This is a genomic window from Salifodinibacter halophilus, assembly GCA_012999515.1.
GTDB classification, from domain to species: Bacteria; Pseudomonadota; Gammaproteobacteria; order Nevskiales; family Salinisphaeraceae; genus Salifodinibacter; species Salifodinibacter halophilus.
Genome location: JABEEB010000001.1, coordinates 1,487,751 through 1,510,431, shown reverse-complemented (window position 1 = coordinate 1,510,431; position 22,681 = coordinate 1,487,751). Strand labels below are relative to the sequence as shown.

Genomic DNA, 22,681 nt, shown 5'->3' with positions numbered 1-22,681 from the left:
GGCAGCGTCTATCAACGCGCGATATCACCGCGGTTCCGCTCGATGGGTGAACCAATTGACAGGGTGTCGGTCTCATATAGCAGTTTGAAGCAGTTCGGCTGTTGTAAAATCAGTATGCCTCGTTTGCCATGCTGGCCATTTCCCGTGTGTACCCGATTGTATCGATCAACTATGAATAACGCGTCGCGCTTGCTTTTCGTCCTACTGCTTCTCGGGGCTGCGGTTGCCGCTCAGGCGCGCTCGTTGCCTATCCCCGATCCGCCGTCGCTGGGGGCGGGCAGCTATGTGCTTTTGGATGTCGACTCTGGCCAGGTGTTGGCGTCTAAAAATCCCGACAAGCACATCAAGCCGGCGAGTGTGACCAAGCTGATGACGTGTTACATCACGTTTGACGCGATCACGAATGGCGATCTCTCGATCGATGAGACGACCAAGGTCAGCAAGAAAGCCTGGAAGGCAAAAGGTTCGCAGATGTTTCTGCGAGTCGGCAACGAAGTGTCGGTCGACAAACTATTGGACGGTTTGATCACGGCCTCTGGTAACGACGCCGCTATCGCGCTGGCGCAGCATATGGGCGGCACGACCGGCACGTTTGTCGGCTATATGAATAAATATGCCGAACGGCTGGGGCTGAGCAACAGCCATTTCGAGAATGTGGATGGGTTGCCGGTCGAAAACCACTACATGAGTGCACGCGACATTGCCGGACTGCAGGCCAAAATCGCGACTGATTTTCCGGAGCTTTACCAGAAGTATTTCCAAAAGAAGGCCTTCAAATACAACGGCATCAAGCAGCACAATCGTAATAAGCTGCTTTGGAGTGATTCCCGCGTGGATGGCGGCAAGACCGGCCATACTAAGGAAGCTGGTTTCAATTTGGTGGTTTCGGCGAAAGCCAAGGGAATGCGGCTGGTCTCGGCGGTAACCGGCACCGACACGAATAATGCGCGCAACCGCGAAGCTGATTCGTTGCTCAACTATGGATTCCGGTTTTTTGAAAACGGGACATTTGCCAAGTCGGGCCAATCGATCGCCAAGGTGACAGTCTGGAAAGGCGATGCCGACCGTGTCCCGGCGGTGGCCCAAAACAAGGTTGTGGTTGCCTACCCGCGCGGTAAGCGCGATGACGTCAAAGTGTCGGCGAAGCTGCCGCAATCGTTAACTGCGCCAATCCAAAAAGGCCAGAAAATCGGGACACTGACGATCAAATACAACGACAAGCTTTTGAAACAGAAGCCGCTTTACGCTGGCAAGGAAGTTGGCGAAGGCGGGCTGTTCTCACGCCTTATCGACGCCATCTGGATGATGTTCTAGGAAACCCTGAATGACGGACACGGCGCTGATCAATGGCAGTTTCGTCGCGGCCGAGCAGGCGAGTATCTCGATCTTCGATCGCGGGTTTTTGTTCGCCGATAGCGTGTACGAAGTGGTTCCAGTCTACGCCGGTCGGCCGTTTCGACTTGAGGCACATTTGAGTCGCTTGGCCGACAGTCTCGCGGCGGTTGGCATCGACAATCCACACCAGCACGGCAACTGGGTACGACTGTTGAACGACTTGATCAACGTCAACGGCGGTGGTGATCAGAGTGTGTATCTCCAGGTGACGCGCGGTGCGCCAGCGCGGCGGGAGCACCGGCTACCGCAAGACGTCGACCCCAATATTGTGGCGTTTTGCCAAGCGCGTCGCCCACCGCCACCGGCAACGCTGGCCGACGGTGTCGCCGCAGTAACGCGTCGCGATACACGCTGGGCGCGCTGCCACATCAAATCGACATCGCTGTTGGCTAATGTGCTGGCTGCGGCCGAAGCTCACGCCGAGGAGGCCACTGAAGCACTGTTTATCGATGAGGCCGACGGCGTGGTCGAAGGTAGTTCGTCGAACATCTTCGCGGTCGTCGACGGTCGTGTGCTGACGCCGGCCTTGAGGCCGGCGATATTGCCGGGCATCACGCGAGGCGTGGTTTTGGATGTACTCGCGGCGAATGACATCGCTCACCACGTGGTCGACCATCTGCCACTGACTGCCTTGCGTCGGGCGGATGAGATCTGGATATGCTCTTCGAGCCGTGAAATTATGCCGGTTACCCAGCTCGACGGTGCCACTGTAGGCAACGGACGGCCGGGCGATGTCTGGGCCAAAGTGTACGGCGCGTTGCAGGAGGTGGACCATGAATGATCCCGGCGAGACCCTGCTTGAATTCCCGTGCCAGTTTGCGATCAAGGCCTTTGGAAACGCCGACGGTGACGGCGACTTCAGCGAAACCGTGTATGCCTTGGTCAAGCCACACGCGCCCGATCTCCAGCGCGCTGATCTAAAAACTCGGGACAGCAGCCGAGGGCGTTATGTCTCGGTTACCGCGACTATCCGCGCCGAGAGCAAAGCGCAGCTTGACGCCATCTACACTGATCTCGGGGCCAGCCCTTCGATCATCATGTCACTGTGAATCCGTCGTGATTGAGATCGGCTACCAGGATTGGACGCCGAGAGCTTACCGGCCGGTGTGGTCGGCAATGCGAGCCTTTTGCCGAGATCGGACCGAACAGACGGCCGATCAGATTTGGTTGCTTTGCCACCAACCTGTATTCACGCAGGGGCGCAATGGCAATGCCGAGCATGTGCTCGCGTCCGGCGATATCGAAGTGATCCCGACCGATCGTGGTGGCCAGGTAACCTATCATGGTCCGGGCCAGATTATGGCCTATGTGCTGTTCGACTTAAAACGCGGCGGCTTCGGTATCCGTCGGCTGATCAGTACGCTGGAGGATAGCGTCATCGATACGCTGGCCGCCTACGACGTCGAAGCCTGGTCAGACCGCTCGGCGCCGGGTGTTTACACCCGGCGCGGTAAAATTAGCGCCGTGGGGCTGCGCGTGTCACGCGGCTGTAGCTACCATGGGGTGGCGCTGAACGTCGATATGGACCTTGAGCCTTTCGAGCGGATCGCGCCGTGTGGCTTTGCCGATATGTCTGTTACCCAGCTCGCCGATTTCGGCGTTTCGCCGGGGCTGGACGCTGTGGCGGCGCGTCTCGGTAACGCGTTGACCGCGCGCCTGGCTGAGCCGTCGGTCGCTTAGCCAGCGGCGACTAGAGATGTTGTAACCGGTTTGTCAGGCCCCGATAATTACGCTATGAGCACAAACACTGGTTCCGTCGACGCCGACGATCCCATCGTCGCAGTACGTGATTTGCATTACGCTATCGGCGATCATGCGATCTATCGCGGCGTGAACGTTGATATCGAACGTGGCAAAGTTACGGCCATCATGGGGCCGAGCGGTACCGGCAAGACCACCTTGTTGCGATTGATCGGCGGCCAGTGGCGTCCCCAACAGGGCAGCGTCGCTTTCGACGGCGTCGATATGGCGGGGCTGTCGCAGCGCCGTCTTTTCGAAACGCGCAAGCGCATGGGGATGTTGTTTCAGTCGGGCGCGCTGTTGTCGGACCTATCGGTATTCGACAATGTTGCGTTCCCGCTGCGTGAACATACCGAATTGCCCGAAGAATTGGTGCGCGACGTTGTGCTGATGAAACTCGAGGCCGTGGGGCTAAGAAATGCACGCGGGCTTTATCCGGCCGAGCTCTCGGGTGGCATGGCGCGGCGTGTCGCGCTTGCACGCGCGATCGCGCTCGACCCTAAAATGGTGATGTATGACGAGCCGTTTTCCGGGCAGGACCCTATTTCGATGGGTGTTCTACTGCGGCTGATCCGCCGGTTGAATGATGCACTTGGTCTGAGTTCGATCGTGGTTTCGCACGACGTGGCCGAAACGTTGTCGATCGCCGACTATGTCTATGTCGTGGCCGACGGTGAAATCGTCGATCATGGTACGCCGGACGAGCTGCGCGGTTCCGACTCGGCGTGGGTCAACCAGTTTCTCCATGCGCACGCCGATGGCCCGGTGCCGTTTCATTACCCGGGCCAGGCGGTGCGCGACGATCTTCTGGCGGGCGCACCATGACCGCGGCTGTTGGTCAACTGGCGCGGTCGGCGCTCGATTGGCTTGCCGATCTCGGTGCCAGCGTGTTTTTTCTGTTGCGCGTCATCGCGGCTACACCGGTGCTCATCCGAAAACCACGGCTGTTGGTCGAACAGATCTATTCGATTGGTGTCCTATCGATGGTTATCATCGTCGTTTCGGGGCTATTCGTGGGCATGGTGCTGGCATTGTCCGGCTACCGTGCGCTGGTGCAATTCGGTGCTGAGAATTCGCTCGGCACATCCGTGGCGCTGGTTGTGGTGCGTGAACTCGGGCCGGTGGTAACGGCCTTGTTATTTGCCGGGCGTGCCGGTAGTGCGGTGGCGGCGGAGATCGGGTTGATGAAAGCCACCGATCAACTCTCAGGCATGGAAATGATGGCGGTTGACCCGATGCGACGCGTAATCGCACCGCGATTTGTCGCCGGGATTGTGACGCTACCGCTGTTGACCGCTATATTCTCAGTCATGGCCATCGGCGCCGGTGGTGGCTACTACGTTGGCGTTTCACTTCTCGGCGTGGATGCCAGCGCCTATTGGCACGGTATCCAGGCCAGCGTCTCGGTCGGCGACCTTGCAGATATGTTCATCAAAAGCGGCGTTTTCGGCGCGATCATAACTTGGGTCGCGGTTTTCGAAGGTTACCGCACGGCGCCGACCTCGGCGGGCGTATCGCGGGCTACGACTAACACCGTTGTTATTGCCTCGCTGGCGATCCTCGGCGCCAACCTGATTCTAACGGCGGTTCTGTTTTCCGGTGGCGCCTAGTTTTGGGTTTCGCGGTTTTTTAGGTTTCTAGGAGTTTTCGACATGCAGTCCCGAGCCATGGAAATCCTGGTCGGCGCGTTCATTTGTCTGGGCGTGGCTGCCATATTCGTGCTGACCATGCGAGTCAGCAATTTCCACGCTGGCACTGGCGCTGGCTATACGCTAACCGCGTCGTTCAATGACATCGGCGGCCTGAAAGGCGGCGCGCCGGTCAAAATGGGAGGTGTCGAAATCGGTCGTGTGACGAAAATCAAACTCGACCAGCAGACGTTCCAAGCTGTGGCCAAAATACATATACAGTCCAGTTACAAGATTCCAAAAGGATCGACTGCATCGGTCCTGACGTCGGGGCTGCTCGGCAGTAAATATCTCGGCGTCAGCCCGGGTGGATCACCGCAGGACATGGAAGACGGTGACAGTTTCGCGATCACCCAGAGTGCACTGGTTTTCGAACATCTAATTGGCCAGTTCATGACTCAGATGAGCGGCAACGGCGATAGCAGCAGTGGCGGCGGGCCAAACTAGCCTGGCGCGCATGACCCAATACTGAAATTATGCGAGGTAAGAAAATGCAGCCTTTGAAAATGCTCGTTGCAGCGTTTGTTGCAGGCGCTGTCATGGCACCGGCCGCGATGTCGGCCGACGCGTCATCGAAGACGCCGGAACAACTCGCCAAGCAGACCGTCGAGAAAGTGCTCGATGACATGGATGGTCGGCGCGAACAACTCCGCAACAACCCGCAGCAATTAAAACAATTGATCGAAAAAGATCTGGTGCCGGTGTTGGATCAACGTTACATGGCGCAATTAACGCTGGGGCGCTATTGGCGTCAGGCCAGTGCCGAGCAGCGTAAGGCGTTCCAGCGAACGTTTCGGAATCTGCTGATCCAGAACTACGGCGATGCGCTGTTGAAACTGAAAAGCGGTGAGAACCTGGACTACAAGCCGGTTAGAGCGCCGGCTGACGCCGACAAGGTAACGTTCAATGCGATCTATCACACGCCCAAAGGGCGGGATATCCATTTGTCTTTGAAACTCCGCCAAGTCGATGGTCAGTGGAAAGTTTACGATGCAAGTGGTGAAAACCTGTCGTTTGTGGCCAATTACAAGGAACAGTTCAGGTCGCGCATCCAGAAAGTCGGTCTGGATAAATTCATTCAGCAGATGAAAAGTCGTTACGGAACGCATGAGTGACACGTCCTCGGCGCGTCGAATCGCGGTTGATGGTTCACTCGATCAGGTCAGTGCGCCGGCACGGCTGGCTGAGTCGAAAACCTGGTTTGCCACCAGCGAGCCGCTAACGCTTGATCTGGCCGGTGTCGAGCACGCCGATAGCGCCGGCGCGGCACTGCTTCTGGCGTGGCAACGCCGGGCAGCTGCGGCCGGTGTAGCACTTACGTTTGCCAATACGCCCGCCTCGATTCGCGGTATTGCCCATGTCTGCGGACTCGATCCGGTTCTTCTGATCGCGCCAGATGAGAGCGGCCCGCCTGAAGTGCAGTCCGGCTAGCGACGTTTAGGCCGTTGCCGTCAGACGTTCGATGATCGGCCCAATCGTGATTTCGATGGCCATGCGCATTTTCGTGCCTGGTACAACGAGTGTGTTGGGGCGAGACATGAACGCGCCCTGGATCATGGTGAGCAAGTAGGGAAAATCCACGGCGAATCGGGCTGGCTCGCGGAACCGGATCACGATCATCGACTCGTCCGGCGTCGGCACGTCCTTGGCAATGAACGGGTCCGATGTGTCGACCAGCGGTACGCGCTGAAAGTTGATATCACTGCGGGCGAACTGCGGTGTGATGGTTTCGACGTAATCCGGCATCCGGCGCAGAATCACGTCGGTGCTGCGCTCGGGGGCGTAGCCGCGATTGTGCATGTCGCGGTGGATTTTCTGGATCCATTCGATGTTGATGGTCGGCGTCACACCGACCAGTAGATCGACGTGTTGGGCAATGTCGTGGTCTTGGGTTACAGCCCCACCGTGCAGTCCTTCGTACATCAGCAGGTCGGTACCGCTCGGGACCGGTTGCCACGGCGTGAATGTGCCCGGTTGTTGGTTGAAGGCTGCGGCTTCGTTCGAGTCGTGCAGATATTGTCGGGCCTCGCCGGTGCCATGGGCGCCGTACTCGGCGAACAATTTTTCGAGCTGGTCGAGCCGGTTGGCGCCCGGACTGAAATGGCTGAAGGCTTCGCCGCGGGCATCGGCTTCGGCCTCAGCGGCGTGCATCGCCTGGCGCTCGTAGCGATGAAAGCCGTCGCCGTCGATAAACGCTGCGTGCAGGCGCTGGCGGCGGATGATGTGATCGAACGCTACTCGTGCGGTCGAGGTGCCGGATCCGGATGAACCGGTGACCGCGATAATTGGATGTTTTACGGACATTAGGCCGCATTCTGTGTGATGCGAGAGATCGACTCAAGTTGCATTGCGGTTTTGGTCTAGATGTTGCAAGGTCGAACCTGACATAAAATGCCGTTCATTCGAATCAGGGAGTCGGTTTATGGCCTCGTCAGAATTCTCATTGCGCGGGTTGGCCGGGTTGGTGGCCGCTGTCGCGCTGGTTGCGGTCGTTACGAATGCGAACGCCGCCACGTTGAAGCAGATTAAGGACCGCGGTTATATCCGTGTCGCCGTGGCCAACGAAATCCCGTACGGTTACATGACCAGTAAAGGGACGGCCAAAGGCTTTAGCCCAAGCACCGCCAAGCCGGTCCTGAAACGCATGGGTATTGGTCAGATTCAGTGGACGGTCATGCCGTACGGGTCGCTGATCCCAGCCCTCAAAGCTGATCGCGTCGATATCGTCGCTTCCTCATTGGCGGTATTGCCCAAGCGCTGTACGCAGGTCGATTATTCGGTGCCGAATTCGACTTACGGTGAAGGCCTCATGGTCAAGAAAGGCAATCCCAAGGACATCCACGGTTACAAGGACTTCAAGAAAAATAACGATCTGAAAATGGGCATCGTCTCAGGCGCAGATCAACTAGAATTCGCGCACAAGATCGGGGTCCCCGACGACCAACTGGTGATGCTAAAAGCCAATACCGACGCCGCCTCGGCGGTTCAATCGGGCCGCATCGATGCGTACGCCGGCACTCAGTTCACGGTCGTGCGCCTAGCCGGAAAAAGTGACGCGCTGCAACCAGCCGAGCCTTTCCACGACCCGGTCATCGAGGGCGAGCCAGTACGTAGCTGGGGCGCGTACGGATTCAACAAGAATAACGATAAACTGCGGAAAGCGTTTAACAAGCAACTAGTCGCCTATCAGAAGAAATCCGAATGGCGTGAGACGTTGCAACACTTCGGTATGGACGAACATTCCATCAACGAGGTGCACAAGAAAACAATCAAGCAGCTCTGCAGCCAGTCTTCAAGCTGAGCGCACAGCTGCTGATTGCAGGCCGTAGTGGCGGCGCGGCCAGTCGTCGCGCCGCCGCACGCTACGCTGCACAACCCACCATTTCGTCGTGAACTGGATTGATCTCCTGCCGCCGCTTTTGGTCGGCGCCAAGGTTACGGCTTGGATTACGCTCGCCTCAACCGCAGGCGGGGGCGTGCTGGCGTTTGCCGCTGGCCTGGGCGCGAGTTCTAGGTTTCGTGGTTGGCGTTGGCTTGCCGGTTTTTACATCCAGGTTTTCCGGGGCACCTCGCTACTGGTCCAGCTTTTCTGGCTGTATTTCGCGTTACCGATTCTAATCGGCCTGAGTCTGTCGCCCATTGTGGCCGGAATCGTCGGATTGTCGCTCAATATTGGTGCTTACGGGGCCGAAGTTGTGCGTGGCTCACTGGCGTCGGTCGACAGCGGCCAACGTGAAGCGGCGACGGCTCTGAATTTGAGCTCGCGTCAGACGCTGTGGCGCGTATTGATGCCGCAGGCGCTGGTCGAGATGATGCCGCCGTTCGGCAATTTGGTAATCCAGAACCTCAAGGACTCGGCGTTGGTCTCTTTGATCAGCTTGGCCGATCTTGCGTTTCAGGCCGGCCAGCTCCGCAACCGAACGTTGGAAACGCTGCCGATACTTGTGCTCACGCTGTTGCTCTATTTCGCCATGGCGCTCGTGTTGATGGTCACCATGCGCTTATTGGAGCGCTATGCCTGGCGTGCTTCCGGACGGGGTGTAACACACTAGATGCTGTACGGCTTTAGCTGGGATCTGAGCTCGCAAGGCGCATTTGCACTGTCGATCGTGCCGATGCTTTTGATCGCCATGGAGGTGACGATCAAAGCCACGGTGTTTGGTTTTCTGATCGCCATGACGCTGGGGTTGGTCTTTGCGTTGCTGCGTGCTGTGCCGCTACGGATCGTTTCCTGGCCGACGATGATCGTGGTCGAGTTTATCCGCGATACGCCGCTGCTGATCCAGTTGTATTTTTTGTATTATATTTTGCCCAACTACGGCATCACACTGCCGGCACTTGAAACCGGTGTGATAACACTCGGTATTCAGTACAGCGCCTATACGTCGGAAGTCTATCGGGCGGGTCTGGAAGCCGTGCCGCGTGGCCAGCGCGAAGCCGCGCGCGCTTTGAATCTCGGTGCGCTGCGAACTTACCGCGATGTGCTTGTGCCGCAGGCCATCCCGCGCATCGTACCCGCACTCGCCAACTATCTTGTGGCGATCATTAAGGATACGCCGATCCTGTCCGCGATTACTGTCATGGAAATGTTGGGTGTGGGCAAAATCATTGGCGACCGCACGTTTCGCTATATGATCCCACTGACTATGGTCGGTATATTGTTCTTGATCCTCACCATATTGGCCGCCTGGGGCGTCCGCATGCTAGAACGCCGTTTGCCGCGCGCCGGAGTCGTACTTAAATGACCGCGCTTGCGCAGTTCGATAAAGTCGTCAAACGTTTTGGGCAAACGGTCTGCCTCGACAATTTCAATTTCGAAGTCGTTGAAGGCGAGCACGTTGTCTTGATGGGACCGTCTGGCTCGGGTAAATCGACCGTGTTGCGGATTTTGATGACCCTTGAAGGCATCGACGACGGGGTTGTCTACGTCGGCGACGAGCCGCTTTGGCACGAATACCGGGGCGGTGTGTTGCGGCCGGCGCGCGAGGCGCATCTGCGTCGAATGCGTGCCGGCATCGGTATGCTGTTCCAGCATTTCAACCTGTTCCCCAACATGAGTGTGCTTCGAAACGTTATCGAAGCCCCCATCCATGTGTTGGGTTTGTCACGTAGTGAGGCCACGGCGCGTGCCGACGAATTGCTCGAACGTGTCGGCATGGCCGACAAGCGTGACGCGTTGCCAGAAGCACTTTCCGGTGGCCAGAAACAGCGCGTGGCGATTGCTCGCGCGATGGCCATGCGGCCTAAATTGTTGATGTTTGATGAGCCGACATCGGCGCTTGATCCGGAAATGGTTGGCGATGTACTTAAAGTCATCAAGGATCTGGCCCATGAGTATGATCTGACCATGCTAATCGTGACCCACGAGATGGGTTTTGCGCGCGAGGTGGCCGATCGTGTGTGTTTTTTCTGCGAGGGCCAGATTCTGGAACAAGGCACGCCGCAAGAGATCTTTACGCGGCCGACCGAGGCGCGAACGCGTCAGTTTCTACAGCGCGTCACCGAGGCCGAGGCCGGCGAGGCCAGTGCTGACTAGTCCCGCACGAGATACGCTGCTAATCGACCGCGGCATTCAGCTTGGCGCGGGTTGGGGATAGCTTGGCATAGTCGCGGTGCGACGTTGGCGCGAGCGGCACCGCAGGCGGTCAACACGGAAAAGCGCTCAAGCTAGGCTCGGTTGCCGTCGTGGATGCGTGCTGGCGTGGGGCGTGGTCGCTTCGAAAAACACGCCTATGTCACGCCGTTGGTCGGCCTACAGTGATTCACCTACCCGGTTTTTGCCCGTCGCCGATAGGCGAGGTCGTAAACGGGGTGGCCCCGGCGCTCGCCACGGGCCTCGAATCGTGTGGCCGGCCGTGGTGGGTCGGTCACAAAGCCGTCGGTGTTGCCGACGTTCTCAAATGTGGCCTGGACATCGAGTAAGTCACGCATCCACTCGGCGTAGTCTGGCCAGTCGGTGGCTAGCCGCCACAGCCCGCCACTGCGGAGCACGCGCGCGATCTGTTTAGCAAAAACGGATGTGACGATGCGTCGTTTGTGGTGGCGTTTTTTCGGCCATGGGTCGGGGAAATACAGAAGGACTTCGTCGAGCGCGGCGTCGGCGAAGGCCATATCGATTAGTTCCACGGCGTCGCCGCTGAGCAGCCGCACGTTGTGTGCGCCCGAGGCGTCGAGTGCCCCCATAAGGCGTGCAATGCCGGTGCGATAGACTTCGATGCCGATGAAGTCACGTTCGGGTTCGGCCGGCGCACGCGTGGCGAGCACTTCGCCCGCACCGAAGCCGATCTCGAGCGTGATTGGCGCGTTGCGGCCGAACACTGTTGCCCAGTTCAGTGGCTCACTCGGCGTCGCAACACCGTAGCGTGGCCACAGCTGATCCAGCTTTTTCTGCTGGCCCGGCGTCAGCCGGCCTTCGCGCTTGGTGAAGCTTCGGATAGGCCGGTAGTCAGTCGTTTGGGTTGTGTCCAATGCCTGTTAAAACGGTAGATTGTTGGCGGGTGATGAGGCCGACGCGTAGCGCCGTCGCGGCATGCGTCCGGCCAGGTAGCCTTGGCGGCCGGCATTCACTGCGTGACGCATGGCCTGGGCCATCAGCACCGGTTTGCCGGCTTGGGCGATAGCCGTGTTCATGAGCACGCCGTCGCAGCCGAGCTCCATGGCAATGGCCGCATCGGATGGCGTGCCAACGCCGGCGTCGACCAGAACCGGCACATCGGCGTTTTCGACGATCTCTAGTACGTTGTAGCGGTTTTGGATCCCCAACCCCGAGCCGATCGGCCCGGCCAGCGGCATGATCGCGACACAGCCCATCGACTCTAGCCGCCGGCAGGCAATCGGATCGTCGTTGGTATAGACCATGACATCGAAATCATCGGCCACCAGCTTTTCGGCTGCGGCCAGCGTCTCGGTCATGTCTGGATACAGCGTTTTCTCGTCGCCGATGACCTCAAGTTTGACCAAGTTGTGGCCGTCGAGCAGTTCACGTGCCATGCGGCAGGCGCGGACGGCGTCGTCAGCCGTGGCGCAGCCGGCGGTATTCGGTAATGGTGTGTAGCGTTCGGGTGATACGACATCGAGCAGGTTGCGCTTGGCGCGCGCGTCCGGATCGGTGAAGGCCGGCGTACGGCGGATGGCCATGGTTACGATTTCGGTACCGCTTGCGGCTAGCGCGGCCTCGGCTTCGTCGAGGTCGGCGTATTTGCCGGTGCCAACCAGCAGCCGCGAGTTGAAGCGCCGGCCGGCCACGTTGAGCGTGTCCGACTCCACCTGGGCTTGGCCGCCGCCGATGGCGTGGACGATTTCGAGCCGGTCGCCGTCGGCCAGCTGGGTCGTGGTGTGCTGATCTCCGGGCACGATCTCGCCGTTGTGCTCGACAGCGATGCGCCGCTCGCCATAGTCGAGTTCGTGCAATAGATCTGCCAGCGTCACCGCGTCACGAAATTCGGTTTGCTCGCCGTTAATCCAAAGTTGCATCAATTGTCGTTTGGTTAAACGCCTGTCTGATGAGTAATTCACAAGATTAACGCGGATTGACCTTGTTCGCGAACATCTGACATGACCCGCAGCACCGCTTTTTGATAGAACGTGCAGCCACGTTGCAGAAACCGCGCACCACGGCCCAGAAGACACAGGCGACAATCGCAATAAAAAGCGCGCGTAAATGCCGCGGAGCTGCCGGGCGTACGGTGATCAGTTACCGCCGCTATTAAAAGGAGCCGCTTGGCGATAAACTCCGTTGGAAGCTCGGTGATGCCCAGACCAAGCAGTTGGATGGCTGTAGTAAATTAAGCAGAGGGTGTCGCATCGCCTCGAGAATTAATTACCGACGGTTCTATTGAGAGATAAGATGACCGAAATGACGCCACAAGATGTGAGCGGCGCCAATAACGCCAAGATCATCTATGTCCTTTACCTTGTCAGTCTATTCATCGGCGTGACGGGGATTATCGGCGTCATCATGGCGTATATCCATAAGGATGACGCGCCGGCATGGCTGCAGCAGCACTATCAATTCCAGATACGCACGTTCTGGATCGGGGTGTTATACATCTTTATTGGCGTGCTGTTGTCGTTTGTGATTATCGGCTTCTTCGTCCTGTTGTTCTGGCTGATTTGGCTTATTGTGCGCTGTGTCAAAGGCTTGAAAGCGCTGGGGGACAACGCAGCACCGCCGTCCCCCACTGGCTGGATGTTCTAAGAATTTGCCGCGGAGTTGCGTCGAGATTGATTTTCAAGTCCGGCGCACCGCCGATACACTGGGAAGCTTGACCCAGCCAGCCGCCCAAACTATATCGCCCAGTACTGAACCGCCGGTTGCCATCGACGCGGCGCTATTGCGCTGGTTCGATCGACATGGCCGCCACGATCTGCCCTGGCAGCATCCGCGCACGGCGTACCGGGTTTGGATTGCGGAAATCATGCTGCAGCAGACGCAGGTGACAACCGTTATCGGCTATTTCAACGCTTTCCTGGCGCGGTTCCCGGATGTCGAGGCGCTAGCCGCGGCCGACGTCGATGCTGTCATGCATGCGTGGTCGGGGCTTGGCTACTATGCGCGTGCACGCAATATGCACGCAGCGGCGGGCCGCATTATTGAACGCCACGGCGGTGAGTTGCCGCGCGATTTCGACGCGCTACTCGAGCTGCCGGGAATCGGCCAGTCGACAGCCGGTGCGATTGTCGCCCAGGTCTGGGGCGATTGGGCACCGATTCTCGATGGCAACGCCAAGCGTGTGCTCGCACGGCTGGCTGCGATCGAGGATACGCCGGGTACATCGCGCTACGACAACCGACTATGGCAACTTGCCCGCGCGTATACGCCGGAAAAACGCATCACCGACTACACACAGGCCATCATGGATCTCGGTGCGACGGTTTGTGTGCGCCGCAACCCGCGTTGCGATGTGTGTCCGCTAGCCGACGGCTGCCAAGCATTGGCGCATGGCGTGCAAAACGCCATCCCAGCGCCGCGCAAGAAACGCCGCAAGCCGGTCCGGACAACACACATGGCCTTAATCGTGAACGAAGCTGGCCACATCCTGTTCGAAAAGCGGCCGCCAGCCGGCATTTGGGGTGGGCTCTGGAGTTTGCCGGAAATACCCGAGGCCAGCGATGTGGCCGCGTTTTGTCGTCAACAGTTGGGCATTGAAAGTAGCGTTGATGCTCGTTTACCGGCATTTCGCCACGTGTTCACCCATTTTGAGCTGGATATTCACATCATTAAGCTGCAAGCAACGCGGGCAACCCGTATCATGGAGGCCGACATGGACTGGTTCGATACCGCCGAATTGCCGGGCGTTCCGGCGCCGATTAAGCGTGTCGTAACCGATCGCCAATATGAATACGAGCTATGAGCCACACCGTCCACTGCATTAAACTCGGCATCGAAGCCGAAGGTCTGCCTGCCAAGCCGCTACCCGGCGAACTCGGCCAGCGCATCTACGACAACGTCTCGCAGCAGGCTTGGCAGCAGTGGCTGGTCGAGCAGACGCGTCTAATCAACGAATATGGCCTGCATCTGGCCGACCCCAAGGCGCGCGAATTCCTGGCCGAACAAACCGAGGAATATTTCTTCGGGCAAGGCCAGACTGCCGAGACCCACTACGTACCGCCAAAAAATTAGCCACGGCGGTTGACGCCTGGGCCGCGCAACGATTTAATACGCGCTTGCCGCGTGGCAGATAAAACGGCCGGATAGCTCAGTCGGTAGAGCATGCGACTGAAAATCGCAGTGTCGGTGGTTCGATTCCACCTCCGGCCACCATTAACATTAAAATAAGTTAATGTAATTGTTGCTTAATTTAGGAGTTAGGTAACAGTCCCCCCCACGCGTGTTCCCCTGGCGCGGACAATGCCGATGCTCAAGGCATGTCCAGTGGAACGGGACTAGGCGTAAAGCGCGCATATGGACCCATATTAGGTAAGGACAGGGCTTATGCTTCGGTGCTAGGCAGCGATGCCCCGAACATGTCCGGCCTGACCGCGCGCTCAAGACTGAGCGCCAAAAGCCCGCACAACGCGGCGCGATCGTATTTTGAAATAACAAAAGCTGCCGACCAAGAACTTGTTTCTGACATTGGCAAGTCGGCGAGTGATCAAAGTCGCCAGCTTTGATTCCAAGCTGGCGCGGTGGTGCGCGATGTCAACGCCGCCGATGTGCCCAAGCTCGTCGACGCCGACGGCGACGAGTCCGCAGCCGAGCTACCTATGGCGAACCCGGCCACGAGGGCCGGAGTGCGACCCCATCTGTCCATGGCCCGGCTAGCCTGAGGGCGGCCAGCCCTGCGACGAGGAACAGGCAGGCGGGGCGACCCCAGAGAGGAGCCGGATCCCGCTGACGGCGGTGAAGGTGACAGCAGTGATAGCCGAGGCCAGGGTGGCGACGGCGTACAGCAGCGCCATGCAGGCCGCCAGCGTTACAGTCAGGCCACGACACCGGGGTCTGCTGAGTGCTGGCCTGTTGGCTCCCCGGGAAGCCTGTGGGAGGCGTTCCTAGGGTGCTCATGCTGGTTCCGCTCAGAAAAGATCAATCCATGCAGCGAATGGCGTCGTCGAGGTAGTGCCAGGCGTAGTCTGCTGCGCTGCGTCGAATGATGAGGTCGAAGCGGGTGGTTTCGGCCTCGCGCGGCAGGATAATTGCGCTGGTCTGAGCGAATACGGTTTGTGCACACTGGCCGGGGCCAAAAACACGCGGGTGGATATCCAGTGGCGTCGCCCGTTCGAGCAGATGGCGGGCGTTGCGACCGTGCACGGTGAATGTAGCGTAATAGCCGCTGACATCGTTGATGGCCGTGAACTGGTCAGCGAGAGTGTCACCGAGCGCGTTTTCAAGCTCGACCTGAGCGCTTAGCTCGCACCGAATGAGCCATTCGGTTGGCGCCAGCCAGAGGGCCTCAAGCCCGTCGCCATCGGCGATCGTGTTGGGCGTTGTCGGCGGTGCTAGGCCGAGTGCATGTTTAACGGCGTTGGCAAACGCTGGATCATCGGCGTGACCGCGTAGGTTGATAGCGCCGGCGACCGGTTGTTCAGTGACCGAAACGCCCAGCTCGCCGCGGGTGCTGCCGGCGGGCGTGGCGGCGCTTTCGACAACTGGGGTTGCGCTTCCGATGGTGGTATCAGACATTTTGACGCTTGCCTTCCGGATCGAAAAATACCTGCGAGCAGATATCGGCTGGGATTACGCGGCCGTCGGCCTGGGGTGAATAGACGGTTTCACCGTGACGGTTGCGGCCGTCGGTAACCATCGCCAGCCCGAACGAGTGGCCGAGTCGCGAGCTGTAATAGGATGATGTGACAAACCCGGCCATCGGCATCGGTTTGGCGGCATCCGGGTCGGTTACGAGTTGGGCGCCTTCCGGCACGATCGTGTTGGGATCGTGTGGCTTAATGCCAACAAGGTTCTGGCGACCTTCGCGTGCCGGTTCGGCCAGCGCCAGACTACGTTTGCCGAGGAAATCCTTTTTCTTGGATAACAGGCCGCCCATGCCGAGATCGTGAGGCGTGACCGTGGCGTCGGTGTCCTGGCCAACGATAATGAAGCCTTTCTCGGCGCGTAGGACGTGCATCGTCTCGGTGCCATAAGGATGAGCGCCGTATTTCGCGCCAGCGTCCATGACGGCGTCCCAGAGCCGGCCGGCATATTGGGCCGGCACGGTGATCTCGAACGATAGCTCGCCCGAGAAACTGACTCGCGCCACGCGGGCGTGGATGCCCGCGGCCTTGCCGTCGCGCCAGGCGAAAAACGGGAACGCTTCGGCCGAGAAATCGATGCCTTCGCAGATTTCTTCGCAGAGCTTGCGACTAAACGGGCCGCCGATGGCGATTGTCGACAGCTGATCGGTCAGCGACGTCAGATAGACCTGCATCTCCGGCCATTCGGTCTGTAGCCAGTCTTCCATCCAGCTCAGCACCGAGGCCGCGCCGCCGGTCGAGGTGTTGATCAGGAAGCGGTCATCCTCGATACGCTGACTCACACCGTCGTCGAGAATGGAGCCGTCTTCATTAAGCATCAGGCCATAACGACAACCGCCGACTTTGAGTTTTTGCCAGTTGTTGGTGTAGATGCGATCAAGGAAGGCCGCGGCATCCGGGCCTTTGACGTCGATTTGACCGAGCGTGGAGTAGTCGAGCACGCCGATCCCCGTGTGGGTTGCCCAGACTTCGCGGTCGACTGCGTCCTGCATGGTGTCGCCGGGTTCGGGGTAGTAGCGCGCACGCTTCCACTGGCCGACGTCCTCGAACACCGCGCCGGCTGCCACGTGGCGATCGTGCATCGGCGTTTTGCGTGTCGCGTCGTAAAGGGTGCCGACGTCGCGGCCGACGGTGGCGCCGAAGCTGACTGGTGTATAGGCGGGGCGGAATGTGGTCGTGCCGACCTCTCCCGGTGTTAAACCGCGTGCCTCGGCGACGATCGCCATGCCGTTGATGTTGCCGAGTTTGCCCTGATCCGTGCCGAAGCCGAGCGCGGTATAGCGCTTAACATGCTCAATGTGACGATAATTCTCGCGTACCGCCAATCGTAAGTCCGCACTGCTGACGTCGTTTTGGTAGTCGACGAATTGTTTGGGGCCGTTTTCAGGCGACTTGCGGTGCGGCACGCGCCAGAGCGGTGTGATGTTGGCCTCCGGCTGGTCGTTATCAGCCGTGGGAAGCGTGATCTCGCTGGTTTCGATGCCGCAGGCCGAAACCGCCTCGTGGCCGGTTTGAGCGCCTTCTGCGAGCGCGGCGGCCAGGCCGAAGGTGGCGTTGGCCGAGCCGGCCGAGGCTTCTGGTTGCACGGATTCGCCGGGTACGAACGTCGCAAGTTTCGGATCGAAGTGCGGTCGCGCGCCGGATTGCGAGTGTAGATGGACGACTGGGTTCCAGCCGCCGGCCACAGCCAGTAAATCGCAATCGATGGTTTGTTGATGGCCACCAAGTGCGGTGTCATTGGCGTTGAGTCGTGCGACGTGGACACCACGCACGCGCTTGTTGCCGCGCACGTCGAACACGGCCGAGCGCGTAATCATGTGGATGCCGGCGTCGGCTGCCTGCTTATGCCAGTGACCGCCAGCCGGGTCGCGACTGTCGACGATCGCGGCGATCTCGATGCCAGCCTGATGCAGCTCGATCGCGGCGCGATAACCGCTGTCGTTGTTGGTGAATACCACCGCGCGACGTCCCGGCGCTACGGCGTAGCGGTGGGTGTAGGCCGCGGCGGCCGAGGCCATCATGACGCCGGGGCGGTCGTTGTTGGCGAATACCAGCGGACGCTCCATGGCACCGGTCGCGCAGATCACACGCCGGGCACGTACTTTCCATAGCCGGTGGCGCGGTTCGTCACGCTGGTCGGGTGGTAGGTGGTCGGTTCGGTTTTCGTTGATATGGACACGATTATGGTCGTAGTAGCCGAACACCGTCGACCGCTTCAGCAGCGTGACCTCGGGGTATGTTTGAAGCTCGGCGACCACGGCCGAGACCCAGTTTATAGCCGGTGCACCGTCGATGGTTCCGGGTGCATCCAGTAGGCTGCCACCGAATTCGTTTTGCTCGTCGGACAGGATGACCCGCGCGCCGCTGCGGGCCGCGGTGAGTGCGGCCATCAAACCGGCTGGCCCGGCGCCAGCGACCAGCACATCACAGTGTGCGTAGCGCTTGTCGTAGACGTCTGGGTCGTTTTGCTCCGGCGCGTAGCCTAAGCCCGCACCTTTGCGGATGACTTGTTCATAGCGTTGCCACAGTCGGGCCGGCCGCATGAATGTCTTGTAGTAGAACCCGGCCGGCATGAAGCGCCCGGCCAACCCCATCAGCCCCGTGAGGTTGTGCTTGGCGTTCGGCCAGACGTTAACCATCCGAGCATCTAGATCGAAGTGCAGTTCGGTCTGCGTGGCGCGCTGGGTAGGCCGCGCGCGGGCACCTTGGTCGACCTGGACGATGGCGTTTGGCTCGGCCGCACCGTGGGTGAGAATCCCCCGCGGCCGACGCAGTTTGAAACTACGGGCGAGAACGTCGATGCCGTTGGCCATGAGCGCCGAGGCCAGTGTATCGCCTGCGTAGCCAGTTAGTTCACGTCCGTTGTACCAAAACCGAAGTTGCTTTGAACGATCGATGCGGCCGCCATGATCGAGGCGATGGCCACCACTCGGTGCTCGGTCGGTGTCGTTTGTCCCCGCGTTACGGCTCATTGGTCAATCTCTGCGGGTTGCTCGTCGTCCATGGTGTACACGGAGTGAAAACGATAGGTCACGGTATCGCGCACCGCGTTAAACCAGCGCCGGCAGCCATGGGTGTGGTGCCAGCGCTCGGCATGCACACCGGCTTTGTTATCGCGGTAGTACAGATATGCGGCCCACTCGCGATCGCTTGCGGTTTCCGGATCGGGTCGGTTCAGGTGGGCTTCACCGCCGTAGGCGAACTCGGACTCGTCTCGCGGGCCGCACCAAGGGCAGGGAATCTCGAGCATGATCGATCTCCTCGGGATTAATGCGCGACCGCAGCCGCGCCGTGTTCGTCGACCAAGCGGCCGCTGGTGAATCGCTCCAACGAGAACGGTGCGTTGATCGGATGTGGCTCGTCGCGGGCAATGGTGTGAGCGAAGACCCAGCCGGATCCGGGGGTGGCTTTGAAACCGCCGGTGCCCCAGCCGCAGTTGAAATACAGACCGTCGACATCGGTCTTGGATAGGATTGGGCTGGCGTCGGGCGCGGTGTCGACGATACCGGCCCACTGACGCAAGATCCGCATACGCGAAAAGACCGGGAACATTTCCTTGAGAGCAGCAATAAAGTTTTCGATCACGCGCGGGCTGCCACGTTGGCCGTAGCCTGAATAGCTATCAATACCGGCGCCCATGACCAGTTCGCCTTTGTCGGACTGGCTCACATAGCCGTGGACTTGATTGGACATGACCACCGTGTCCAGCACCGGCTTAACCGGCTCCGATACGCAGGCCTGCAGCGGATGCGACTCGATCGGCAATCTGAGCCCGGCCATTTCTGCCAGCACCGAGCAATGGCCGGCGACGACTACACCGACCTTGGGCGCGTTGATCGTGCCCCGGGTGGTTTCGACGCCAGTAACCTGGCCGCCATCGCGATTGATGCCGGTGACTTCGCAGTTTTGAATGATGTCTACGCCGCGTTCGTCCGCGGCACGGGCTAGGCCCCAAGCGACGGCGTCGTGCCGCGCTACGCCGGCCCGAGGCTGGAACGAGCCGCCGAGGATGGGGTAGCGCGCATCCGGTGACGTATTGATATACGGGATGTTGGCGCGGATGTCGGCCGGTTCGTGGTACTCGGCATCGATGCCGTTCAGCCGATTGGCATTGACCCGTCGCAGTGTGGTGCGAACATCACCCGGGGTATGGGCAAGGTTGTAGACGCCGCGCTGTGAAAACATGTTGTTGTAGTTCACGTGTTGGCTCAAACCTTCCCAGAGCTGCAACGCTTTGTCGTAGAGATCGGAGGACTCGGTCTGTAGATAGTTCGAGCGCACGATCGTCGTGTTGCGACCGGTGTTGCCGCCACCCAGCCAACCTTTTTCCAGCACTGCCACATTCGTGATGCCGTGCTCGGCGGCTAAATAGAAGGCAGTGGCGAGCCCGTGGCCACCGGCGCCGATGATGATTACGTCGTAATGAGATTTCGGCTCGGGACTACGCCACGCCTGTTGCCAATGCTTGTGATGGCTGAGTCCCTGGGCGAAAAGACTGAACGCTGAGTATTTTTGTCGCCGCTTGTCGCTCATCGCGTCTTGCCTTGTCGAGACGTCGCCAACCGACGCCAATTGCTGTATAGGCTCAATCTACAAAGCACAAGGCAATACACATTGAATGGATGCGACACGGCGATGCTCACCAACGACCGCCAGGCTCAAGAATTTGCCGCTCGGCCGCGATGCAGCTATGTTGGGTGATGAGGTTTGCATCGCGCCGCTGTGCTCAGCGGCGACGGCACCACGAATGAATGTCACTGATGCGTGGAACATTCGGTAAGCGGGTCATGGCCGATATCGGCTGTAGTAACTTGATTAGGGGGCGATTCGGACCAGAACAGTCCTGCCGCCAAGCCGAGACCGGAAAAGGCCAGGACGGCGATTTCCAATGAAGTGCGACTCATCAAGAAACCAAATAAAGGCGCGCCGATCGTCTGGCCTACGGCAATGGTCAAGAAACCGACCATTAAGCCAGTAGCCGGCCGATTCGGCAGCGCCGACGTGCCCCAGACAAGATAGATGCCCGTCAGCATCACATAGGCTGCGCCAAACAAGGCACCACCGATCAACGTCAACGTTGGGGTCGTGAATGTCAGCCCGAGCATGCCGATACTGGCAGCCAAGACAGCCAGAAATAGCCAATGGACGGCGTTTAAACCCAAGCGCACGGTCAGCCAGCCCGCTGCGGCACCGCATACACCGGCCGTGCCGATCATGGTCCAAAGCAAGCCGGCGCCGCGCGCCGCCCAGTCCAGCCGTAGCGTGACGATCTCACCGCCGAACGACCAGAGCGCAGTGCTTGATATGCCCATGAGGCATGATGCGCCGACTAGGCGAATCAGATTGGCATTAAGCGATGGCAAACGGCTGTGATTAGTGTGTCTGGTGCGTCGCCGCTGCGCTGTATTGGTCGGCAACGAAATGAATGCCGCCACGGCTAATGCGAAAGCAATGCCCGAAAAGATCGTGAAAACCATGCGCCAGTCATCGCCCATGATCAGCGCAATCGGTCCCGATAGGGCGACACCGGCGCTAGTGCCGGCATTAATCACGGTATTAGTCGCGTCTTGATGGCGCTTCGCCACAGCGTGGGATACCGCGTCGGCCATCGGCGGGGAGGCCAAGCCAGTACTCGCACCGGCTAGTACCACGAAGATAGCCAGCCAAGCCGGCGACGCGGACGTCGCAATACCGAGTGTGCCTGCACAAGCAACGAGTGCTGCTGCAACGGCAATAGCGCGAGCGCCAATCCGCTCTGACAGGTGTGCTGATACGACGATGGCCAAGCAGTACGCTAAAAATGCGCCGCCCGAGATAACACCAGCCAGGCTCGAGGATAGCGCCAGATCCGCCCGAATCTGGGGCAGGAATAGGCCAAAAGCGAACCGTGCAAACCCGTAGCAGACCGCGATAAGGCCAAATCCGGTCGTCCCCACACGGATAGCCGGCATCATTGTTGTTTTGCCTCGGCGATGAAGTTTTGGGCGCGGATGCGGGCTGCCTCGATGACTGCTATGCCACGGTATGTCGCCGCCGTCGTCGCCCCTTCGAAAAGTGCGAGCATCTGATCCGTCAGATCATCGTGGGTCGCGCCAGTCTCAAGCGCGACTAACTCAGCAATTCGTGCGTGCAAGTACGAATGATAAGCGGTGACCGCCCGCTCGATCACCGGTGTGTTGCCGCCCGTTTCCGCGTGAGCGCGGAAAAATAAGCAACCACGCGCGCCTTCTTGTTCGACCCAAATGGTTAGCGACGCAAAAAGTGCGTCTGTACTGCGGGCATCGAGGTGTTCGAAAAATCGCCGCTGGCGCTCGGATAACACCATGGCCATCAGAGCGCTCTTGCTCGTGGCGTGCTTATAGACCGTGCGGCTCGATAGTCCGGTTTCCTGGATGACGCGTCCCATTCCGGTGGCGTTAAAGCCATCGCGATCGAAAAGCCGCTCGGCCGTGGCGAGTAGTTGTGCATCGATATCCATGCATCGAGTGTAAAACGATCGTTTTACACGCGTCAACACTTTGCCACTGCGCCATCAGTGGTATGCCGGTGCGCGAAAACGGAGCGGTAGCGCACCACCAAGCCCAGCCGGGAGGTACTCGTTAATGCTTGTCTAATGGTGTCGTATGGGCGGGGCCACAGCCGTTGAACGGTGCTGTGGGTGTGCTCGC

At 59.4% G+C, this 22,681-nt stretch carries 26 protein-coding genes and 1 tRNA gene; 18 read left to right on the top strand and 9 right to left on the bottom strand.

Going from position 1 to position 22,681, the window contains the following annotated elements:
* Nucleotides 1–171: 171 nt before the first annotated feature.
* Genes HKX41_06945 through HKX41_06905 form a run of 9 tightly spaced genes read left to right on the top strand, consistent with a single transcriptional unit; the run spans nucleotide 172 to nucleotide 6,254 of the window.
* Complete coding sequence (locus HKX41_06945; protein ID NNC23892.1) at nucleotides 172–1,314, top strand: D-alanyl-D-alanine carboxypeptidase; 1,143 nt, start codon at nucleotides 172–174, stop codon at nucleotides 1,312–1,314.
* 10 nt (nucleotides 1,315–1,324) lie between these two features.
* Nucleotides 1,325–2,176 (top strand): D-amino acid aminotransferase, encoded by an 852-nt coding sequence (locus HKX41_06940; protein ID NNC23891.1) that lies wholly within the window; start codon nucleotides 1,325–1,327, stop codon nucleotides 2,174–2,176.
* Nucleotides 2,169–2,444: a DUF493 domain-containing protein gene (locus HKX41_06935; protein NNC23890.1), complete on the top strand. Its 276-nt coding sequence runs from the start codon at nucleotides 2,169–2,171 to the stop codon at nucleotides 2,442–2,444. The genes HKX41_06940 and HKX41_06935 overlap by 8 nt, the downstream gene beginning before the upstream one ends.
* On the top strand, nucleotides 2,344–3,075 hold the full coding sequence (gene lipB, locus HKX41_06930) for a lipoyl(octanoyl) transferase LipB (protein ID NNC23889.1): 732 nt from the start codon (nucleotides 2,344–2,346) through the stop codon (nucleotides 3,073–3,075). Before HKX41_06935 ends, lipB begins: the two co-directional genes overlap by 101 nt.
* Nucleotides 3,076–3,129: 54 nt before the next feature.
* Entirely contained in the window at nucleotides 3,130–3,960 is an 831-nt protein-coding gene (locus tag HKX41_06925; protein NNC23888.1) for an ABC transporter ATP-binding protein, read from the top strand.
* Nucleotides 3,957–4,745: a lipid asymmetry maintenance ABC transporter permease subunit MlaE gene (gene mlaE / locus HKX41_06920; GenBank protein ID NNC23887.1), complete on the top strand. Its 789-nt coding sequence runs from the start codon at nucleotides 3,957–3,959 to the stop codon at nucleotides 4,743–4,745. The genes HKX41_06925 and mlaE overlap by 4 nt, the downstream gene beginning before the upstream one ends.
* 42 nt (nucleotides 4,746–4,787) lie before the next feature.
* Nucleotides 4,788–5,270, top strand: a complete 483-nt coding sequence (gene mlaD, locus HKX41_06915) for an outer membrane lipid asymmetry maintenance protein MlaD (protein NNC23886.1) — start codon at nucleotides 4,788–4,790, stop codon at nucleotides 5,268–5,270.
* A gap of 44 nt (nucleotides 5,271–5,314) precedes the next feature.
* Nucleotides 5,315–5,938 carry an ABC transporter substrate-binding protein gene (locus HKX41_06910; protein NNC23885.1) on the top strand — a complete coding sequence of 208 codons (624 nt, stop codon included), beginning with the start codon at nucleotides 5,315–5,317 and terminating at the stop codon, nucleotides 5,936–5,938.
* Entirely contained in the window at nucleotides 5,931–6,254 is a 324-nt protein-coding gene (locus HKX41_06905; GenBank protein NNC23884.1) for an STAS domain-containing protein, read from the top strand. Before HKX41_06910 ends, HKX41_06905 begins: the two co-directional genes overlap by 8 nt.
* A gap of 6 nt (nucleotides 6,255–6,260) precedes the next feature.
* Here HKX41_06905 and HKX41_06900 read toward each other — a convergent pair whose 3' ends face one another.
* Nucleotides 6,261–7,127 carry a phosphoribulokinase gene (locus HKX41_06900; protein NNC23883.1) on the bottom strand — a complete coding sequence of 289 codons (867 nt, stop codon included), beginning with the start codon at nucleotides 7,125–7,127 and terminating at the stop codon, nucleotides 6,261–6,263.
* Nucleotides 7,128–7,245: 118 nt separating this feature from the next.
* Here HKX41_06900 and ehuB point away from each other — a divergent pair, with 118 nt between their 5' ends.
* The 4 genes from ehuB to ehuA all read left to right on the top strand — a co-directional run bounded on the left by ehuB (nucleotide 7,246) and on the right by ehuA (nucleotide 10,359).
* On the top strand, nucleotides 7,246–8,124 hold the full coding sequence (gene ehuB / locus HKX41_06895; protein ID NNC23882.1) for an ectoine/hydroxyectoine ABC transporter substrate-binding protein EhuB: 879 nt from the start codon (nucleotides 7,246–7,248) through the stop codon (nucleotides 8,122–8,124).
* Between the two features lie 88 nt (nucleotides 8,125–8,212).
* On the top strand, nucleotides 8,213–8,875 hold the full coding sequence (gene ehuC / locus HKX41_06890; protein ID NNC23881.1) for an ectoine/hydroxyectoine ABC transporter permease subunit EhuC: 663 nt from the start codon (nucleotides 8,213–8,215) through the stop codon (nucleotides 8,873–8,875).
* Entirely contained in the window at nucleotides 8,876–9,568 is a 693-nt protein-coding gene (gene ehuD / locus HKX41_06885) for an ectoine/hydroxyectoine ABC transporter permease subunit EhuD (protein ID NNC23880.1), read from the top strand.
* Nucleotides 9,565–10,359 (top strand): ectoine/hydroxyectoine ABC transporter ATP-binding protein EhuA, encoded by a 795-nt coding sequence (gene ehuA / locus HKX41_06880; GenBank protein NNC23879.1) that lies wholly within the window; start codon nucleotides 9,565–9,567, stop codon nucleotides 10,357–10,359. The genes ehuD and ehuA overlap by 4 nt, the downstream gene beginning before the upstream one ends.
* A gap of 230 nt (nucleotides 10,360–10,589) precedes the next feature.
* On the opposite strand, the gene trmB is transcribed toward ehuA, so the two are convergent.
* Both trmB and thiS read right to left on the bottom strand, forming a co-directional pair.
* Nucleotides 10,590–11,291 carry a tRNA (guanosine(46)-N7)-methyltransferase TrmB gene (trmB, locus tag HKX41_06875; protein ID NNC23878.1) on the bottom strand — a complete coding sequence of 234 codons (702 nt, stop codon included), beginning with the start codon at nucleotides 11,289–11,291 and terminating at the stop codon, nucleotides 10,590–10,592.
* A 6-nt stretch (nucleotides 11,292–11,297) separates the two neighbouring features.
* Nucleotides 11,298–12,296 (bottom strand): sulfur carrier protein ThiS, encoded by a 999-nt coding sequence (gene thiS, locus HKX41_06870; GenBank protein NNC23877.1) that lies wholly within the window; start codon nucleotides 12,294–12,296, stop codon nucleotides 11,298–11,300.
* 373 nt (nucleotides 12,297–12,669) lie between these two features.
* Here thiS and HKX41_06865 point away from each other — a divergent pair, with 373 nt between their 5' ends.
* The 5 genes from HKX41_06865 to HKX41_06845 all read left to right on the top strand — a co-directional run bounded on the left by HKX41_06865 (nucleotide 12,670) and on the right by HKX41_06845 (nucleotide 14,936).
* Nucleotides 12,670–13,020, top strand: a complete 351-nt coding sequence (locus tag HKX41_06865; protein NNC23876.1) for a hypothetical protein — start codon at nucleotides 12,670–12,672, stop codon at nucleotides 13,018–13,020.
* A gap of 67 nt (nucleotides 13,021–13,087) precedes the next feature.
* Nucleotides 13,088–14,176 (top strand): A/G-specific adenine glycosylase, encoded by a 1,089-nt coding sequence (gene mutY / locus HKX41_06860; protein NNC23875.1) that lies wholly within the window; start codon nucleotides 13,088–13,090, stop codon nucleotides 14,174–14,176.
* Nucleotides 14,173–14,445, top strand: a complete 273-nt coding sequence (locus HKX41_06855) for an oxidative damage protection protein (protein ID NNC23874.1) — start codon at nucleotides 14,173–14,175, stop codon at nucleotides 14,443–14,445. Before mutY ends, HKX41_06855 begins: the two co-directional genes overlap by 4 nt.
* A 65-nt stretch (nucleotides 14,446–14,510) precedes the next feature.
* A tRNA-Phe gene (locus HKX41_06850) sits at nucleotides 14,511–14,586 on the top strand.
* A gap of 203 nt (nucleotides 14,587–14,789) precedes the next feature.
* Nucleotides 14,790–14,936, top strand: a complete 147-nt coding sequence (locus HKX41_06845; GenBank protein ID NNC23873.1) for a hypothetical protein — start codon at nucleotides 14,790–14,792, stop codon at nucleotides 14,934–14,936.
* A 412-nt stretch (nucleotides 14,937–15,348) separates the two neighbouring features.
* On the opposite strand, the gene HKX41_06840 is transcribed toward HKX41_06845, so the two are convergent.
* From HKX41_06840 to HKX41_06815, 6 genes are all read right to left on the bottom strand, one after another.
* Nucleotides 15,349–15,945 carry a sarcosine oxidase subunit gamma gene (locus tag HKX41_06840; protein ID NNC23872.1) on the bottom strand — a complete coding sequence of 199 codons (597 nt, stop codon included), beginning with the start codon at nucleotides 15,943–15,945 and terminating at the stop codon, nucleotides 15,349–15,351.
* Nucleotides 15,938–18,985 carry a sarcosine oxidase subunit alpha family protein gene (locus HKX41_06835; GenBank protein ID NNC23871.1) on the bottom strand — a complete coding sequence of 1,016 codons (3,048 nt, stop codon included), beginning with the start codon at nucleotides 18,983–18,985 and terminating at the stop codon, nucleotides 15,938–15,940. The genes HKX41_06840 and HKX41_06835 overlap by 8 nt, the downstream gene beginning before the upstream one ends.
* The gene (locus HKX41_06830) at nucleotides 18,982–19,263 is read right to left on the bottom strand and encodes a sarcosine oxidase subunit delta (protein ID NNC23870.1); all 282 of its coding nucleotides are present in this window, start codon (nucleotides 19,261–19,263) and stop codon (nucleotides 18,982–18,984) included. The genes HKX41_06835 and HKX41_06830 overlap by 4 nt, the downstream gene beginning before the upstream one ends.
* Nucleotides 19,264–19,280: 17 nt before the next feature.
* A complete protein-coding gene (locus HKX41_06825) occupies nucleotides 19,281–20,546 on the bottom strand; it encodes a sarcosine oxidase subunit beta family protein (protein ID NNC23869.1) in 1,266 nt (421 codons plus the stop codon).
* Between the two features lie 221 nt (nucleotides 20,547–20,767).
* The gene (locus tag HKX41_06820; GenBank protein NNC23868.1) at nucleotides 20,768–21,967 is read right to left on the bottom strand and encodes an MFS transporter; all 1,200 of its coding nucleotides are present in this window, start codon (nucleotides 21,965–21,967) and stop codon (nucleotides 20,768–20,770) included.
* Nucleotides 21,964–22,491, bottom strand: a complete 528-nt coding sequence (locus tag HKX41_06815) for a TetR/AcrR family transcriptional regulator (protein ID NNC23867.1) — start codon at nucleotides 22,489–22,491, stop codon at nucleotides 21,964–21,966. Before HKX41_06815 ends, HKX41_06820 begins: the two co-directional genes overlap by 4 nt.
* Between the last annotated feature and the right edge of the window lie 190 nt (nucleotides 22,492–22,681).